At 45.3% G+C, this 15,851-nt stretch carries 12 protein-coding genes; 6 read left to right on the top strand and 6 right to left on the bottom strand.

Going from position 1 to position 15,851, the window contains the following annotated elements:
• Positions 1–10: 10 nt before the first annotated feature.
• The 4 genes from QL898_RS08965 to cobA all read left to right on the top strand — a co-directional run bounded on the left by QL898_RS08965 (position 11) and on the right by cobA (position 8,273).
• The gene (locus QL898_RS08965) at positions 11–2,167 is read left to right on the top strand and encodes a protein kinase (RefSeq protein ID WP_356638901.1); all 2,157 of its coding nucleotides are present in this window, start codon (positions 11–13) and stop codon (positions 2,165–2,167) included.
• A gap of 52 nt (positions 2,168–2,219) precedes the next feature.
• Entirely contained in the window at positions 2,220–3,698 is a 1,479-nt protein-coding gene (locus QL898_RS08960) for an FAD-dependent oxidoreductase (RefSeq protein ID WP_290176542.1), read from the top strand.
• Entirely contained in the window at positions 3,695–7,204 is a 3,510-nt protein-coding gene (locus QL898_RS08955; protein ID WP_290176540.1) for a nitrate reductase, read from the top strand. Before QL898_RS08960 ends, QL898_RS08955 begins: the two co-directional genes overlap by 4 nt.
• Positions 7,205–7,409: 205 nt before the next feature.
• Positions 7,410–8,273, top strand: coding sequence for a uroporphyrinogen-III C-methyltransferase (gene cobA / locus QL898_RS08950; RefSeq protein WP_290176583.1), 864 nt, complete (start codon positions 7,410–7,412; stop codon positions 8,271–8,273).
• Positions 8,274–8,437: 164 nt separating this feature from the next.
• Here cobA and QL898_RS08945 read toward each other — a convergent pair whose 3' ends face one another.
• A complete protein-coding gene (locus QL898_RS08945; protein ID WP_290176539.1) occupies positions 8,438–9,313 on the bottom strand; it encodes a LysR family transcriptional regulator in 876 nt (291 codons plus the stop codon).
• 182 nt (positions 9,314–9,495) lie between these two features.
• Here QL898_RS08945 and QL898_RS08940 point away from each other — a divergent pair, with 182 nt between their 5' ends.
• Together QL898_RS08940 and QL898_RS08935 are read left to right on the top strand one after the other, a co-directional pair.
• Complete coding sequence (locus tag QL898_RS08940; protein ID WP_290176538.1) at positions 9,496–10,635, top strand: alkene reductase; 1,140 nt, start codon at positions 9,496–9,498, stop codon at positions 10,633–10,635.
• A 109-nt stretch (positions 10,636–10,744) separates the two neighbouring features.
• Positions 10,745–10,966 (top strand): hypothetical protein, encoded by a 222-nt coding sequence (locus QL898_RS08935; RefSeq protein ID WP_290176536.1) that lies wholly within the window; start codon positions 10,745–10,747, stop codon positions 10,964–10,966.
• 35 nt (positions 10,967–11,001) lie between these two features.
• On the opposite strand, the gene QL898_RS08930 is transcribed toward QL898_RS08935, so the two are convergent.
• The 5 genes from QL898_RS08930 to QL898_RS08910 all read right to left on the bottom strand — a co-directional run bounded on the left by QL898_RS08930 (position 11,002) and on the right by QL898_RS08910 (position 15,777).
• Entirely contained in the window at positions 11,002–11,469 is a 468-nt protein-coding gene (locus QL898_RS08930) for a DUF305 domain-containing protein (protein ID WP_227679181.1), read from the bottom strand.
• A 43-nt stretch (positions 11,470–11,512) separates the two neighbouring features.
• A complete protein-coding gene (locus tag QL898_RS08925) occupies positions 11,513–12,553 on the bottom strand; it encodes a copper resistance protein B (protein ID WP_290176534.1) in 1,041 nt (346 codons plus the stop codon).
• Between the two features lie 25 nt (positions 12,554–12,578).
• Positions 12,579–14,279 (bottom strand): copper resistance system multicopper oxidase, encoded by a 1,701-nt coding sequence (locus QL898_RS08920; RefSeq protein ID WP_290176533.1) that lies wholly within the window; start codon positions 14,277–14,279, stop codon positions 12,579–12,581.
• Positions 14,280–14,399: 120 nt separating this feature from the next.
• A complete protein-coding gene (locus QL898_RS08915) occupies positions 14,400–15,044 on the bottom strand; it encodes a DUF411 domain-containing protein (protein WP_290176532.1) in 645 nt (214 codons plus the stop codon).
• 139 nt (positions 15,045–15,183) lie between these two features.
• Positions 15,184–15,777: a cytochrome c gene (locus tag QL898_RS08910; RefSeq protein WP_290176531.1), complete on the bottom strand. Its 594-nt coding sequence runs from the start codon at positions 15,775–15,777 to the stop codon at positions 15,184–15,186.
• Positions 15,778–15,851: the final 74 nt, after the last annotated feature.

Below are 15,851 nucleotides of genomic sequence, written 5' to 3'. Positions count from 1 at the left end.
GTGAAGACAGATGACGATAGCACACGCCAATAGAAACAATAGTCAAAATGCGGATGGTGATATGTACCAGAACGCTGATGAGACGGCTGTTCATTTCAATAAAGGCAATCCGTCATCTTTGATAGAGTCAAATCAGTTTGTTGCTATTGATGAGACTAATGAAAGTAAGGATGTTGATGATGCTAGCACTGCATTATGGTGGCTTGATTTTTTTACTATGGCAGGTCGCAAGACGGAAAACCAAGACAGTTTGCTTATCACTACCTGTCTACCATATCAATGTTCAGATGCAGAAACATCTAGTGCCAATCGCCCAATGCCTCATGCAGTATCTCACCCACCCTCATCAGCACCGTTACTGGTGCTGATGGCAGATGGGGTCAGCGCTTGTCAGTTTCCAAAACAGGCAAGTAGGCTGGTGGTGAATACTATTGCTCACAAAATAACCTTGGGGTTGACCGAGTTGGCACACTCACAAGATGAGACGTTATCCATCAGTTTTGATGATGATCAAGTCGCCACTATCATCAAAACAGCAGTCAACAAGGCCAACGACATCTTATACTTTCCTCAAGCGTATCAACGGGTGCCGCCGCTGTTGTCTACGTTATCAGGCTTGCTCTGTATCGGTGACCGTATTCACCTGTTTCATACAGGCGATTCTCGAATATACCGCGTTGGGGTAGATTGTCTGACAGTATTGAGCAAAGACCATCGTGTGCCTCGCGGCCAAGACAAAGGAGCGCTTGCTGCAGCTATCGGCGCAGATAGCCAGTTAGAGCTACAACAATCGGTATTTACCCTCCATCAAAACGAGTGTTTGGCCATCATGACGGATGGGGTGTATGAGCATATAGAGTCCACAGAGTTGCAATTTGAGCTGTGCAGCAGTGCGACTGATGTATTTCAGTTGATGACAACCACACACAAATTACCGCTAGGTTTGAATACCAGTCAAGCTGTGTGCGAGCAAGCCTTTACTGCAGGCAGTCATGACAATCTAAGCATGGTCATGCTGAGTATGAACACACGCTCAGCCCATTTTACTTCTATCAATGGCGCTAAGGGTGCTGGTCATTTTGATGGCATTGACTTTGATAATCTGGATACAGTCATACATGATGTGAATCGCTACCAGCTGCCAACTGGTTTAGAGATAGGCGATCATATTGATGGCTTTACTGTGATTGGTATCATTGCTCGCACGGCTCGCAGTCACGTGTACTGGGTACAAGATGAAGACAATCATGACTTTGTTCTAAAATCACCCAGTTTAGACTCTGTTGCCGATGGTCACTATCTGCGTGATTTTCTAAAAGAACGTAAAATCGGTTTGAGCCTATCAAAACATCGCCGCGCAGGAGAGTCGGCTTACAATCAAGCTGATCCCAATCGATTGTCTGTCAATCCTGCATCCAACAATAGTGGTCATAACGTGGGTTCTGGGCTCAGTGAGTCGGGGCTGCTGCGTTACTATCCAGTACCAGCAAGTACCACATACTTATATCATCTGACTGAATATATCGCCGGTGAGAGTTTACGGGACTTTATGGATCGTCATGCGCCTTGTGATGTGTGGCAAACCTTTGATTTACTCACCAAAATTGGCATGGCGGTTCGAGTCATGCATCGCAACTATCTGCTGCATCAAGACATCAAACCTGAAAACATTCTTTTAACCAAATCAGGCGCGGTCAAACTGATTGATTTTGGTTCCACCAGCTCCTCTATCTTAAAAGACAGTACCCGACCACCAAATGGTGATTTGCACTATGCTGCACCAGAATATTACACCGATGCACCAAAAGGTGTGCATTCTGACTTGTTCTCGATTGCAGTGATTGGCTATGAATTGCTGACGGGACAATTGCCATTTAATACCCAGACACTAATGATGCCAAACCAAATACTAATGATGCCCGTGCAGCCGCTACGGCAGCAGAATGTACCTGAGGCCAGCCAACAGGCACTCATGCGTGCGCTGCATATCAATACTAACGCGCGCTATCAAGCCATTGGCGAGTTTTTACAAGACTTTAACCCCGATAATAAGGCGCACAGCCGCGAGCCAGAACCCCTCATTAAGCGTAACCCTCTACTGGTATGGCATGGCATTTGCTTCATAGAGTTTGTCATCATTTTATTGTTGTTGGCGTACTTTTCATGACACGCTGTTTTGCATTCAATGCTGCTCCGCGCGGCTAAGGAATTTTCTGTTTATGTCGCTATCTATGTCGCAAGCCTCCACTAGGGTAGATACTCATACCAACACTCACGCCTTAGCATCAGACCATCAAAAAAACGCTGGCATCGTTATTATCGGGGCGGGCATGGCAGGCAGTCGTTTTGCCATTGAGCTTGCTCGCACGCAATCAAATAATGACACCGCCCGTTTGCCAATTACATTAATCAGTAAAGAGCCGCACGTGGGCTATAACCGAATTATGTTGTCACCCGTATTGGCTGGCGACACAGCGTTTGAAGATACTTATTTATATGATGACTCAGAGTATGAGCAGCTGGGTATTACTGTGTTGGCTGGGGTTGCAGTAGAAGCAATAGATACCAAGTACCAGTGTATTGAGCTAGATAATGGGCAAACACTCAATTATGCCAAGTTAGTGATGGCCACAGGGTCAACTGCCCGAGTCATTCCGTTCCCCAACCACACGGCTAAAGGCGTGCATGTGTTTCGAGACCTTGCTGATGTGACCGCTTTGATGGGTTATGCTAGTCAAGGAAAAACGGGTTTAGTGATTGGCGGTGGCGTACTGGGATTGGAGGCTGCCTGCGCGTTAGCGGCACAGGGCGCGAGCATGACGGTCATTCATATGGATGGTTATGTCCTCAATCGTCAACTAGACCTGCCAGCCGCCGAGCTTTTGCAAGCCGAGCTCAGCCGCCGAGGGGTTGGTCTCGCGGTTTCTGCACACACTGAAGCTATTGAGATGAATGATGCAGGAGAAGTATGCGGATTATCTTTAAAAGACGGGCGCACGCTAACGGCTGATTTTATCGTGATGGCAGTGGGTGTGATACCCAATACAGCGCTTGCCAAGCAAAGCGGACTCGAGGTTAATCGCGGTATTGTGGTCGATGATTTTATGCACACCAGTTGTCCCAATGTTTATGCCATTGGTGAGTGTATAGAGCGAGAGGGCGAGCTATTTGGAATGGTGGCGCCGGTCAATCAGCAGGTAGATACACTGGTCACAGTTTTAAAAGATGCTTTGATAGAAAACGATACAAATGGGGCAAACGGCAAATCCACCGTGCCAGATCACTGGGTTCCTTTCGTGAGTAAACCGCTGTCATTAAAATTGAAAGTATCTGGTATGTCGGCATTTTCTGCAGGGCAAATCGCTTTTGATGACGAAGCCGCTGATACTGTTGAAACCCTCGTATATCGTCAGCCTGCCTTAAACCATTATCATTGTCTGTACCTCAAAGAAAACAAACTCATTGGCGCTGTGCTTTATGGCGACACAAGCGATGGCAGCTTTTATAGTCAGTTGATTATAGATAATGTTGACATTACGCCTATCAAAGACACACTCATATTTGGCGAAGCATATTGTCACTTGGACGAAGTCACGCTTAACAATTCGCCAACTACGCAAGTAGATGTAGAGCTTGATGATACAGACAAAAACATCAATCATCATAAAGCGGCTGAACTGTTAGAGGATGCATTATGAATGACGCTATTGCCAATCAATCTGCTGCTAGTAAAGTAGTGTCAGCTAATAAATCGAACAGCCTGCCTAATAGCGTGCAAAAAGCAACAGGCCGAGTCATTGAAATATATGATATAAGTGCTGCCAAGCATATCAAAAAAGCACCGTTGTCATCTGATAGTGATTTGATTAATAGCTCGAACACTACTATCCGCACGACTTGCCCTTATTGCGGAGTGGGGTGTGGTGTTTTGGCGAGCGTGAATGAGACAGGGGTGGTGAGTGTCAAAGGAGATCCTGAGCATCCGGCTAACTTTGGTAAATTGTGCTCAAAAGGGAGTGCGCTGGCACAAACATTGGGCATCGCGCGCCGCTTGACCGAGCCATATTATCAAAACAAGCAAGCAGTCATGAAACAGCATCAGCCTATGCAATTGGGTAGTGATTTTAATGCTAAAGACCTATCTGAGAAGCCATTTATAAAGCAGACAGACTGGGATACCGTACTAGAGGACGTTGCCAGTCGTTTAAATGACACTATCGCCAAACACGGGCGAGACAGCATTATGTTTTATGTCTCAGGTCAATTGCTGACTGAAGACTATTACGTGGCCAATAAGTTTATAAAAGGATTTATCGGTAATAATAACATCGACTCCAACTCTCGGCTGTGTATGTCATCCGCAGTAGCTGGGCACAAACGCGCGTTTGGCGCAGACCTTGTGCCGGGTAATTACGAAGATTTGGAAGCTTGTGATTTATTGGTACTGGTAGGCTCCAATATGGCGTGGTGCCATCCTATTTTGTTTGGTCGATTTTTAGCAGCCAAAAAAGCCAATCCTAATAAAAAACTGATTGTGATAGACCCGCGCCGTACGGACTCTTGTGAATTTGCCGATTTGCATTTACCAATTGCTGCGGGCACGGATACACATTTATATAATGGGTTGCTGCATTACCTAGATCAGCAGGGTTGCCAAAATGATGAGTATGTTAGCCAAAGCTTGGGCGTTGACGAGGCGGTGAATGCGGCCAAAGCATGGAGCATCGATGAAGTCGCCAGCGCCTGCCAAGTGTCTGCTGATAGTATCCGCCAGTTCTATGAATGCGTTGCCGCCACTGATAAAACAGTCACAGCCTTTAGTATGGGCGTCAATCAATCACAAAGCGGAACCGATAAGGTCAATGCCATCATCAATACCCATTTGTTCACAGGACGTGTGGGCAAAGTAGGTGCCAGCCCGTTTTCACTCACTGGACAGCCTAATGCAATGGGTGGACGAGAAGTCGGCGCCCTTGCTAATCTGTTGGCGGCGCATTTAGAACTAGACAATGTCGATCACCGGCAGCTCGTGGCAGACTTTTGGCAGTCGCCTCAACCTATATCGCCAAACGTGGGTGTCAAAGCCTGCGATGCGGTCTCTGCTATATTGGATGGTCGTATCAAGGCCATTTGGATTATGGCCACCAACCCTGTGGTCAGCTTGCCAGATGCGGATAATTTTCGCCAAGCGCTTGCTGAATGTGATTTGGTGATTGTTTCTGACTGCTCGGTAGACAGTGATACGGTGAAGTGTGCCGATATTGTATTGCCTGCTCAGGGGTGGGGTGAAAAATCTGGAACGGTCACCAATTCTGAACGGCGCATCTCTCGTCAGCGGAAATTAATGCCTGCACCAGGGCTTGCCAAACCAGATTGGTGGATACTGTCTCAAGTTGCCATACGCATGGGATTAACGGGGTTTGATTACCAACATCCTAGCGAGATATTTAACGAACATGTGGCATTGACTGCTTATGGTAATACACATAATCAAAGCGTATCTCATTCCAATAAGACCTATCCTCGCTACCTGAATCTTAGCAAAGACTTGTCTGCTCTAATAACAGATGAGATGCCAACCGATAAATCTGCTCACCAATATATTAGCCAACATGTTAATCATAAAGGCAATCAAACATATCAGCCCATCGTACTCAGTCAGCAAGCATACGAAGAGATGTTACCGTTTCAATGGGGTGGTACGCGTATCTCCATGATTGATAAGATAAAACCTTTAGAAAATGAGATTATTAATTCCGCTGCTACTGTTACCAAGTCACAGTTAATCGCTATTACGCCCTCTGATGAAGCGAGTACGGCCAATGGGCATCGACGTCAAAGAAGGCAGAAACCCCAACTGATTGGTGAGCATCGACCACTCTCTAAACGTGAGTTTGAGCATAATAATCAATCTGAAAGCCAGGTGGTTCATGTACGCCTGATTACGGGCAGACTGCGTGATCAATGGCATACCATGACTCGCACTGGCCTTGCACCGCAGTTAAATCAACATCAGCCAATACCGACACTGACCATACATCCTAATGATGCACGGCAACTGGGTATTCAAGACAACGACTTTGTACAACTGCATCGTAGGTATGAAAACTACAAAAAGTATGAAAAGTATGAAAAGTATGAAAGCTATGAGAATGGCATGGCGAGTAATGGCATAGTCAATGATACCGTGATGAGTACGGCTAGGGATGGCAACGAGTCAGAGAGTACCGTGATGGCGCAAGTTGCCATTAGCGATACGTTGCGCGTTGGTGATGCATTTATGCCCATGCATTGGAGCAATGCTTTTGCTAGCTTCGCCCGAGTAGGCCCTCTTATTCCAACAGTCGTCGATCCGCATTCAGGGCAGCCAGAGCTCAAAAATACGGCGATTAGTGTCACGCCCGTTCCTATGCAATCATTTGGTAAGATTTTGGTGCATCCTGAATGGCAAGATGCCGTTATAGTGCAACTACGTACTATTTTGGCCAATTTTTCTGCCAAAGCGTCAGAGAAAGAATTGTCTAAAATAAAATACGAGGCACGTTCAAAGAATATTTTACCAGAGGAGCTACCTGCACTTACTTGGAGTTTGAGTCATCAGAATAACAGTATATTGATCAATCTCGCTAGCCCAATGGATGAGGCTAGCAGTACCTTAGCGTGCCCCGAGTTTTGGCAGCAGTTTATAGCGTCTATACAATCATTATCAGAGTCAAATTGTCAAAAGCGTGTCATGCATACGGCGTTTACGGTCGATAATGTACAGAATCAATTACGTTTTATTGTGACGCATGCTGCGCCTGAGATAGACTCAAATAACACTGCTATAGTTAGTCAAGTATCAGATGATGAAAGGCCTAGTACACAACTGATCATGGCTGTTTATGTTGCTCCAACGCAAACGCAATTACCGAGTGTACATTGGCTCGATAGCTGCTTTACGGATACCAGCCAAATACCTGTCAAACAACGATATAAGTGGTTGCTCGCGGGACGGCCTGCCAGTGGGTATGTTGATCCAGGACCCTTGGTATGCTCATGTATGTCGGTTGGAAAAAACACTATTCTCAACGCTATCACACAGCAGGGTTGTACTAGTGCGACGGCAGTGGGCAAGCAGTGCCGGGCAGGTACCAATTGTGGATCTTGTGTGGGGCAAATCAACGCATTAATCGCAGAATGCGCCGCATTGGCGCAAGCTTAAATGATGGTATGGCACGTCGCTTGCAACCGTTTATATGCAACTACCGGTTGAGTGTTGTGTTATGAACAATAAGCCATTGTAGAGTAGGGATTTATTGACAACTTTGCTTTTGGTTGCCCATTTTGCTGTATTCACGCTGTTATTAGGAGTCACCATCATGACCAATATATCTGCCGCTATCTCAACGCATGAGGCCTATCCACTAATGGGTCAATACGGCACAGAAAACGTGCAAACTGGCAACAAAAGAGGCACTGTGCATCTGATTGGTGCAGGATCTGGTGACCCTGAGCTATTAACCTTAAAAGCGTGGCGGGTGATGCAGCGTGCAGAGGTAGTGTTGTATGACAGCCTGGTGTCTGAGGATGTTTTGGATATGTGCGCGAGCACGGCTGAAAAAATATTCGTTGGTAAGCGCCGCGCCAACCATGCATTGCCACAAGAGAGCATTAATGAGCTACTGGTCAAACACGCGCTGGCAGGTAAAATGGTGGTTCGTCTAAAAGGTGGCGATCCTTTTATTTTTGGGCGCGGCGGCGAAGAGCTACAGGAAGTGGTGCGTCATGGCATTCATTTTGAGTCTATTCCAGGTATCACTGCCGCAAGTGCCGCTGCTAGCCGTGCAGGAATTCCACTAACGCACCGTGACCACGCTCAGTCGGTCAAGTTTGTCACTGCTTGCAAAAAAAATGGCGCGCCTAATAACGATTATAGTGAGCTAATGGACAGCAGCCAGACTGTTGTCTTTTACATGGGTTTGCACCGTTTGCATGAGATGACACAAGGGTTGATAGCAGCGGGGCGCGACAGCGAAACGCCTTTTGCTATCATTAGTCATGCCAGTATGCCAACGCAGCAAGTACTTATCGGCACATTAAGTGATATCGCTGATCAGCAAGCTGAAGCAAAACTGCCAACCCCTGCACTATTGATTATGGGTGATGTGGTCACTTTATATCATGAGTTTGCAGACTATAATCTTGGCGCTATGGGTAAAGGTGAGTTTATTGATGTTGATAAAGTGATAAGCAGTAATGAGTTAATACCCGATTTGGAGAGTATTGGGTAGGATAACTATGTTTAAAAGACTGTTATTTTAAGAAACTGTTACTAAGGTGATTATGTGCACCCGTCTAGAATCTTGTGTAGGACCATGTTTAGTCTAGATAATACTTACATCAAGTTTAAGAATGTTCGATGTCGTTTCAAAGTTGGCTATAGCTAAGTTACTTATTATAGATTTCGTAATTGCTCGATTAACCAACGATGTATGCCACTGTCAGCAGTACGTGGATGCCATGCTGCGATGACCTTAAAAGTAGGCGGCAATGCTTCCACCTTAAGCTCTTTGACCTTACTGCTCGGCAATAATCGCGAAGGATAAAACGCAATCATGTCAGTCGTGTGCAAAATATCTGGTACGGCTGAAAAGCTAGGAACCGACATCACAATGTTTCGTTTTAGACCTTTTTCTGCAAACCATTGATCATGAGAGCCACGTAAATTAGCACGTGAAGGTGACACGACTAGCTGCGCGTGTGCAGCCACTTGCGCCAGCGTTAATGGCTCTGTGGCAAAGGTATTCTCACAACCTGTAACGCATAAATGTTGCTCTTCAAATAAAGTCACATACGATAAGTTATCAGGGATAAACTCTGGAAAAGTAATCAACAAATCAAGCTCGCCTGCTGCAATCAGCTGATTGATATTGTCCGAGGCAAAGTCGCGCACGATCAACTTCAAATCCGGTGCGTCGCGTCGCGTAATATTAAACAATTGCGGTAATAATGCCTGCGTCGCATAGTCAGTCGCACTAATCGTAAATATGCCTTTGTATGTGTGCGGCATAAAAACCTCTGGCTCTAACAAATCTTCCAACTGCTTTAATATCTGGTCAATAGGTCGCTGCATCGATAGCGCTTTTGGCGTTGCCACCATGCTATTGCCTTGACGAATAAACAAGCGATCATCAAACACCTCACGTAACTTGCGTAACTGCTCACTGATGGCTTGTTGGGTCAGCCCCATTTTACGTGCAACTTGTGAGAGGTTTTTCAGATCAAGTAACGCTTGTAATACTCTAAGTTGCTTAATATCGAGTCGATTCATACCATTCATCATGCATACCATTAATAGTTGTGTCTTGAACAATAAGTAGTTGTTTCTAATTGTACCCTCAAAACGCTATGCTGACCAACATTGCTTAAGTAGCCACTAAATGAGCTATTAAGCATCAAAACAGGCTCAATACATTCAATAATAAGCCATCAGCTGCTTTAAAAGAGACACTTATGACACAAACTATTCTAAACACAAATACACTATTTTCCTCTGTAGAACTAGGGCCTTATACACTCAAAAACCGTATCGTCATGCCACCATTGACACGCTCTCGTAGCACGCAACCTGACAATATCCCTAATGACTTAATGGCCAGCTATTATGCACAGCGTGCGTCAGCAGGCTTTATGGTGACGGAAGGTACGCAGGTTGAGCCAAGAGGTCAAGGTTATGCTTGGACGCCAGGTATCCATTCATTAGCCCAAGTTGAAGGTTGGAAAAAAGTCACGCAAGCAGTACATGACAAAGGCGGTATTATTTTTGCTCAGCTTTGGCATGTAGGCCGTGTGTCGCATACCAGTTTGCAGCCGCAAGGTGCTCAGCCTGTGGGCCCATCAGCGATTTCTGCTGACAATGTAAAAGTCTTTATTGAAACAGGCCCAGGTGAAGGCGCATTGGCTGATCCAAGTGAGCCACGAGCTCTTAGCACTGATGAAGTTGGTGAGTTGGTAACGATGTATGCGGCAGCCGCACGCAATGCATTGGAGGCAGGCTTTGATGGGGTAGAGCTGCATTGTGCTAATGGCTATTTGGTCAATCAGTTTATCTCTGAACATAGCAACACACGTGATGACCAATATGGTGGTTCATTGACCAATCGTTTGCGCTTCTTAAAAGAAATCGTGGCTGCTGTCAGTGATGTGGTCGGTGCTGATCGTTTAGGCGTGCGTTTTGCGCCTTTGTTTGCGAGTACGGATGAGACACGCGTGTATTTAGGATTGGTAGAGTCAGATCCCCATCATACGTATATTGAAGCGATTAAAGTCCTTGAACAAGCGGGCATCGCCTATTTGTCAATTGCAGAAGCTGATTGGGATAATGCGCCTGATTTACCAGACACTTTTTATCAAGCGGTGAGGGAAGAATTTTCAGGACGTATTATTTATGCTGGCAAGTACACGGTACAAAAAGCCGTAAACATTTTAGAAAAAGGCTACGGTGATTTATTCGCGTTTGGTCGCCCCTTTATTGCCAATCCCGATCTGCCTGAGCGTATTGCTAATAACTGGCCATTGAATGAAGTAGATTCTGCCACGATGTATGGCGGCACTGACGTTGGTTATAGTGATTATCCTCGCTATCAAGAGTAGCGAAGCACTTAAACAATGAATAAGATAAGGCCATTAATAGCCTTATTTCTATTTACAAATTTAACGCTTTTATATAAGCAGAGGCTTAATTATCAGTCGGTATCATACAATGAGTAAAAATTCTAAAGATAGACTTATACGCATATTGATAGGATATGTCGGACTTTATCCAACGCTCCTAATCGTATTGACGTTATTGAAGCCTATAACTCAGGGTTTAAGCCTACCGGTGGTGGTGTTAATTGAAACCATCATACTCGTTCCATTGACACAGCTAGTGTCATTCCCGCTAGCAGGCAAGCTGCTGGATCGCCTAAGAAAAGAGAAATAATCGCTCCTTACACCGTCCGCCTGCAAACCTTCCTCTTATTCAAGCTCATCAATCAACTGCTTCATCTCAGCGATTTCACGCTTTTGTGCTTTTATAATATCATCAGCAAGCTGTTGCACACGCGGATCTTCAATATCAGCGCGGCTACTGGTGAGAATGGCAATCGAGTGATGCGGTATCATCGCCTGCATCCAATCGACTTGGTCGACAGTTGCTTGAGATCTAACGCCCCAGATACCAACTGCAAACATCAATACACTTAGACCATAGATCATCAAATTGACCTTGGTCTTTTTATACATATTGGTCATAAATGCCAACATGACGACTGCCATACCGGCACCCATGTAGAGTGCCATATAAGCTCGGGTTTCACTAAAGTAAATGTGATCCCACTGGTAGGTATTGAAGTACATCATGATATACATGATGACAGTCGATGTCAGAATCATTAAGGTAAATTTTACATAAGGGTTCATATTTTTTTGCTTAGCAGCTTCCATGATATGACCTCCATTGTTTTGTTGAATTAAAATGGGTAGACAGTTAAAACCAGAATTTAACTCCCGCAGTCAAACTACTGCTATCAACCGATTCATCTTCTTGACGTCGTTGACCACGAGCTTTGCCAAGCGCTGTCTCATAACTAACACCCACATAAGGTGCTAGCTGGCGACTGAACGTCTCGTAAGTCAGCCTAACCTCAGCTTCCATCTCATTAAAGCCTTTGGTAATACCATTATCATGGTCATCTTTACTAAAGGCAGTCAATCCAACCTCCGGTATGACAACCCAATGCTGATCCAAACGCCATTCGTACTCTGCGCCCAAATCAAGACGAAGTTGACCATCGGTATATAAGTAGGCTCTCGCATCTGTTTCGATGAAATACGGCGCGGTGCCTACAATGCCTGCCATAAGGGCAGCGTTGTCATTTTCAGTATCATAAGCGACACCAGCTTCACCATTCCAAAAAATGCTCAGTGGTTTCCAATAAGCAAGCGAGCTCAAGCTATCGATTTCTTTATCATCTTTAGTCTGAGCACTACCTTCAGTGCGTAGTCTTATACGGTTACTGTCAGTACCGTACCAACCCGTCGCCTCGAAGTTGATTTGATCCTCATCAAACTGATAGCCCAAGTCGTCTACTGAGACTCCCCATAACGGCATGCTGCCCATCATCATTGGCTTACCATACTGCCCGTAAGGAACCCCATTTGAATAGTCTGGACTGCGAGCATTAGCTGGTGGCTGCCCACCTTGCATACCAGACATATCCATGCCACTGTGATCCATACCAGACATATCGCCTGACATATCCATGCCACTGTGATCCATATCAGATATATCGCCCGACATATCCATACCACTATGATCCATATCAGACATATCGCCTGACATGTCCATGCCGCTGTGATCCATACCAGACATATCGCCTGACATATCCATGCCGCTGTGATCCATACCAGACATATCCATGCCACTATGATCCATACTCGACATCTCAGCAGCTGTTGCAAAAGGTGATGTGAGCAAGACTAGCGATGACAAACCAATGAATGGCAGATTTTTCTTAGATATTTTCATAATAAGCCTCATATTCGAAGGTTTGTTAAACGACGGCAACTTCTCTGAACATACCGGCTTCCATGTGATACAGCAGATGACAGTGCCATGCCCATCGTCCAACTTCTCCCGTCACATCGAAGCTAATCTTTTGCGCTGGCTGCACCACAATCGTATGTTTACGTACTTGAAAGTCTCCAGATGGCGTGCGCAAGTCACTCCACATACCATGCAGATGCATCGGATGGTTCATCATCGTGTCATTGACTAAGGTGATACGCACGCGCTCGTTTGGCTTAATATTGACAGGGGTTGCATCCTTAAACATGACACCATCCAACGCCCAAATATAGCGCTCCATGTTACCCGTTAAATGTAGCTCGATCTCTCGGGTAGGCTTGCGCTGCTCTGCAAATATGGCCTCATCGACAGAGCGCAGCTGACTATAATTCAGCACGTCACGATTGATATTACGCAGGTTGATACCGGGATCATCTAGGTTCATACGTGGACTGTCGACACGCATATCAGATTTGAAGTCATACTCGGTCTTGGCGTGTTTTGCTTTGTAGCCTTTATCACCCATCGCACCCATCATATCGGCCATGGTCAACCATTCGATCTTGTCCATAGCAGGTATGGCAGCTCGCGCACCTTTTTTGGTCGCAAGCGTGGTCGCGACATAGCCTGAACGATCGATGTTTTGGGCAAATATCGTATGTGCGTCTTGAGTAGGCGTGACGATGACATCATAGGTCTCAGCCACGCCAATGCGGAAATCATCAATCGCAACGGGTGCGACATCAATACCATCTGTTGCTACCACCGTCATTTTGAGACCCGGTATACGCATATCAAATATCGTCTGTGCTGAAGCATTGATAAAGCGTAATTTAACGGGCTGTCCTGCTTTTACTAGTTGTGTCCAATTAGCCGCTGTGGTTTTACCATTCATTAGATAGGTAAAGGTCTTTTCGCCAGATAAATCAGTAAAATCCGTCGGCATCATGCGCATCTGATTCCACATTTTGCGCTTGTCGTAAACGGCTTCTAAATCTGTTGCGGCAATATCAGACAATAGTTTTTTGAAGTCTGGCAGATGATAATTATCAAAATCAGCGCGCTGTTTGAGCAGCTTCAAGAGATTGTGCGGATCGCGATGCGTCCAATCACTCAGCACGATCACATGGTCTTCTGCGACTGGATGACGCTCACGGCCTTTTGGTTCAATGACAATAGCACCCAGCATTCCTGTTTGCTCTTGAAAGCCACTGTGTGAGTGATACCAATAGGTGCCTGATTGTTTAAGTTTGAATTTATAGGTAAAGGTACTATTTGCAGGAATACCATCGAAACTGATACCTGGCACCCCATCCATCTCAAATGGGACGAGCAGACCATGCCAATGAATAGAGGTCGACTCATTCATCTGGTTATGGACACGGATGGTCACGGTATCGCCTTCTTGCATCTTTAGCGTTGGCGCTGGCAGCGAGTCATTGATGAGGGTTGCCATACTCGACTTGCCATTGACAGTAACGGGCTTCTTGCTGACATACAGGTCAAACTCATTACCGGTTAGGATAGGTACGATATGGTCAGATTTATCACTGTTGACGGCTACGTTTTGTTGACCTTTACCGAGCGCACTATTGGCAATAGATGGCAGTGTGGATAGCATGGATGCCCCTAATAGAGTAGAGGACCCTGTCAAAAAACGCCTGCGATTAAGCATAGTTTTGTTCATAATTATTCACCTGATTTATGTCCATAAAGTGAGAGTTGAGTCTATATGTTTATCAGCTAAGCCTATGTCTTTGGCAGCTCATTTGCAAAATAGAGTGGGCTATTTTAGACGTCAATCAAACTATATCTGCTGCTGTGGTGAGTCAATAGTTGCATAAATAGCTATTGAGCCATCTTTATTAATCTGCATCACTTTATACGGCATGAATTTATCTTGGTATTCCATACCTGGGCTACCGACTGGCATACTTGGGACAGCAAGACCGATCGCATCACTTGGCGGACTTTTTAGAAACTGCGCCATATACTTAGCAGGGACATGACCTTCAAATACGTAGCCATCAGTAGTGACAGTGGTATGGCAAGAGCGCATCTGCTGCGGTACGCTGTAACGCTCTTTAAACAAGGACACGTCTTCGACATTCTGTGCGGTTGCGTTTAGACCATGGCCTTCGGCATAACCGACCCATTCTTTGCAGCAGCCACAATTGGCATCTTTATAAACGGTGACTGAGATATTTTTTAGGATAGTTGGCTGGGTGTCTGAATGAGCACTGACAGGCATTATTTCCGCTTGTGGTTGCTCTACTAGAGCGGTTTGCGTAGCGGTAGTTGGCTCAGTCGCTGGTTTTGAGTCAGCAGTAGTGGCGTTAGGTTGACTACAAGCGGCAATCGTTAACGATAATGGTAATACCACAATCGCTGAGAGCACACGGCCAGATATCAGATTATGTTCATTAATAAATCTATTGGTATAGCGTCTCATAAAACCACTCCTGAGCGTCTATCTGACGATCACATTTATAAAAATTAAAGCCGTAACACTGACCAAAGTAGTACTGGTAAAGCTTAAAACTCAAATCGCAAAAAGCAGCACTATTGAGCACTGCATCTCTTACGAAACATTAATGTTGCATTCCGGATTCATCACCTGACATATCCATCTCACCATCAAATGAAATATCTAACATACTATCGTCTAACCGAGTCGTTAGCATGGTGTACTGGTTTTCATTTAAGTCAGGTAAGGATCTAATAAAAGCGACCATCGCCCACATCCGATCGTCATCGTGCGTAGCGCCCCAAGCAGGCATGCCAGAAGCCATAATACCGTGTTTGATGGCCCAAAAGCTTTGTCTTGCACCAGCCTCGCTCTGATAACGTTTAACAATATTTGGGTTAGTGAAATTCGGAGGCTTTGGATAAAGACCACTGCTCAGATCGGTACTTGTGACACCAGGAGACAAATGGCAGCCTGCGCACATATCTTTGTAGTCTGCACCGCCTGAGCTAATCATCTCTGCCTTTTTTAAATTAGGAATCAAAATATTCTTGCTGGCATGCTCAATTGAGCGTGTGCGGGCAGTTTCTAAAAAATCGTAAACCAGCGGACTATGAGCTCGATCAGCACCGATATTTATCATGCCACTAGTCACCGTAATAAAAATACCCACAATAGCGACAAAGACAGTAAAAAGTATTCCTAACAAAAACTTCATAGGTTTGTCCTAAAAATCCATTTTCTTTAATATCCCATTACTGCTTGATCAGCTTCTCTGACAATAGTATTGAA

The sequence above is a fragment of the Psychrobacter sp. APC 3279 genome (assembly GCF_030407795.1).
GTDB lineage: Bacteria > Pseudomonadota > Gammaproteobacteria > Pseudomonadales > Moraxellaceae > Psychrobacter.
This window is presented reverse-complemented; position numbering and strand designations above follow the sequence as displayed.

Coding starts and splice junctions, on each gene's coding strand:
- QL898_RS08910 (WP_290176531.1), bottom strand. CDS start 15,777: ATGAAGTTTTTGTTAGGAATACTTTTTACTGTCTTTGTCGCTATTGTG.
- QL898_RS08915 (WP_290176532.1), bottom strand. CDS start 15,044: ATGAGACGCTATACCAATAGATTTATTAATGAACATAATCTGATATCT.
- QL898_RS08925 (WP_290176534.1), bottom strand. CDS start 12,553: ATGAAAATATCTAAGAAAAATCTGCCATTCATTGGTTTGTCATCGCTA.
- QL898_RS08960 (WP_290176542.1), top strand. CDS start 2,220: ATGTCGCTATCTATGTCGCAAGCCTCCACTAGGGTAGATACTCATACC.
- QL898_RS08945 (WP_290176539.1), bottom strand. CDS start 9,313: ATGAATCGACTCGATATTAAGCAACTTAGAGTATTACAAGCGTTACTT.
- QL898_RS08965 (WP_356638901.1), top strand. CDS start 11: ATGACGATAGCACACGCCAATAGAAACAATAGTCAAAATGCGGATGGT.
- cobA (WP_290176583.1), top strand. CDS start 7,410: ATGGGTCAATACGGCACAGAAAACGTGCAAACTGGCAACAAAAGAGGC.
- QL898_RS08920 (WP_290176533.1), bottom strand. CDS start 14,279: ATGAACAAAACTATGCTTAATCGCAGGCGTTTTTTGACAGGGTCCTCT.
- QL898_RS08930 (WP_227679181.1), bottom strand. CDS start 11,469: ATGGAAGCTGCTAAGCAAAAAAATATGAACCCTTATGTAAAATTTACC.
- QL898_RS08935 (WP_290176536.1), top strand. CDS start 10,745: ATGAGTAAAAATTCTAAAGATAGACTTATACGCATATTGATAGGATAT.
- QL898_RS08955 (WP_290176540.1), top strand. CDS start 3,695: ATGAATGACGCTATTGCCAATCAATCTGCTGCTAGTAAAGTAGTGTCA.
- QL898_RS08940 (WP_290176538.1), top strand. CDS start 9,496: ATGACACAAACTATTCTAAACACAAATACACTATTTTCCTCTGTAGAA.